The sequence below is a fragment of the Xanthomonas sp. SHU 166 genome, assembly GCF_000364685.1.
Classification (GTDB): domain Bacteria; phylum Pseudomonadota; class Gammaproteobacteria; order Xanthomonadales; family Xanthomonadaceae; genus Xanthomonas_A; species Xanthomonas_A sontii.
Genome location: NZ_AQOJ01000430.1, coordinates 1 through 1,976, shown reverse-complemented (window position 1 = coordinate 1,976; position 1,976 = coordinate 1). Strand labels below are relative to the sequence as shown.

Below are 1,976 nucleotides of genomic sequence, written 5' to 3'. Positions count from 1 at the left end.
TGGCGCAATGCGTCGGGACTGAAGTCCCTCCCACCGTGCACCCAGCCAGCGTAGCGCGCGTTCCGTCACGCGTGGTTCCGCAGCGCCGTGGGCCATCCGCCGAGATGGATGTGCACACGTGACGCCCGCCTGACGTCGCTCCCACAGGGATGCGCTGGGCATCCTTGTGGGAGGGACTTCAGTCCCGACGACGCAGGGTGTCAGTCGGGTTTCGGTGCCGCTTGTCGCGGCTGTACGACAGTTGACGCCTGCGCCGGTCTCCGCGCGGCGCGCGCCCTACTCCGGCACGTACGGCGAGGCCAGCACCTGCGGGCGGCGGCCGAGGCCGGCGCCGAGCCGGTCGAGCACGAAGCGCACGTAGAGGTTGGTGCTGAACTGGGTGTAGTCGCGGGCGTTGTTGAACAGCAGGCGGCCGCCCAGGAACAGCTGCGGGGCGATCTGCCATTCGGCCGCGCCGGCGATGTTGTAGGACATGCCGGTCTTGCTCTGCCCGGCGTAGACCGGCGCGACGTAGCGGTCGGTCAGCCCCAGCAGCGCGGCCAGCGAGGCTGCGTCGTAGGCGGCCTGCTGCATCTGCGCGCTGGTCGGGAAGTACGGGCTGTCGTCGCTGCGGAAATGCTGCACGCCGACGCTGGCGTCCACGCTCCAGTTGACCGTGCGCCCGGCGGTGCGGCCGCTCCAGTGCACCGGGAAGCCCAGGTCCACGTAGTCCTGCGGGCTGAAATAGCCGCCCTGGCCGTAGGTGTAGCCGCCCAGGTTCTTGTCGTACTGCATCGCGGTGAGGTTGAGGCCGGCGGTCAGCGACTGGTTCTCGGTGTCCAGCGCGTGCACGTACACGCCCAGGTCGACCTGGCGATGGTCGTTGCTGGCGACGTTGCGGCCGACCAGACGGTCGGCACTGACGCTGGCGTAGCCGCCGAGCAGGCCGTTGTCGAGGGTGGCCGACAGGCGCAGGCCGTTGCTGGTCACGCCGCCCCAGCCGAGTCCGGCGCGGCCGTCGTCGACGCCGCCGAAGGACAGCAGGCTGTCGCTGACCGCGCGGCGGAACACCTGGCCGGAATAGGTGAGATTGTCGCCGGCCTGGCCGCGGTAACCGACGCCGCCGACGATGCGGCGCTCGGGGAAGCCAACCGGGGTGCTGCCCAGCTCGGCGCTGAAGCCGCCGTTCTTGTAGGTCACCGCCATGCCGACGCCGCGTGCGTCCTGGTCCATGCGCCGCGCGCCGTTGCCGTTGGCGGCCATGGTGTACAGCGCCTGGCTGAAGCCGGCCGGGGTCAGCGCCGCGGCGGTGGGGTTGGCGGCGAGGTTGCGGAAGCGGGCGATGTCGGCGGCGCTGAGGTCGGCGCTGCGCGAGGCGTCGCCGAGGATGGCGCTGGCCAGCGTGCCGATCGCGGTGTCGGCGGCGGTGTTGCCGAGCAGGAACGCCGACAGCGGCTCGGCGTACAGCGCCTGCAGCGCTGCCGCCTCGCGCTGTGCGTTGGTCAGCGCCGGGTCGGTGTCGTTGAACAGCTTGTTGTACAGCCCGGTGTTGACCGCATAGGTGCGCAGCGCGTTGCGGGTGGCGTTGCTGTTGCCCTCGGTGAGCAGCAGTTGGTACAGGTCGCTGCCGACCAGGCTGTCGATCGGCGTGCGGTCGGCGGCCAGGGCATCGCCCATCGCCGCGGCCGGGCCGGCGCCGAAGCGGCTGGCGGTGGCATAGCCGGTGCCGAGCGTGCCGGCGTCGAGCAGGGTCGGAGTGAGGTCGACCTGCAGCTTGCCCTCGCCCACCGCGAACTCGCCGTGCAGCGGCACTTCCAGATCGCGCAGCCGGCCCAGGCCGGCCTCGCCGTCGCGGGCGCGGTAGCTGGCGCCGGTGGCGAGGCTGTCGCTGTTCTCGGCCTGCACCTCGCGCAGTTCGTCGAGCACGGTTGAACCGCCGCCGGCGCTGACCGGCGCGGCCGGCTGGCGCAGGGACGCACGCGGCGCCGCGGCCAGCA

Annotated in this window: 1 protein-coding gene; it reads right to left on the bottom strand. The window is 72.0% G+C overall.

What is annotated here, in order from left to right; translation table 11 throughout:
* Positions 1-276: 276 nt before the first annotated feature.
* Positions 277-1,976, bottom strand: a 1,700-nt coding sequence (locus D180_RS11740) for a cellulose synthase subunit BcsC-related outer membrane protein (protein WP_017912947.1), incomplete at its 5' end; no start/stop codon positions are given.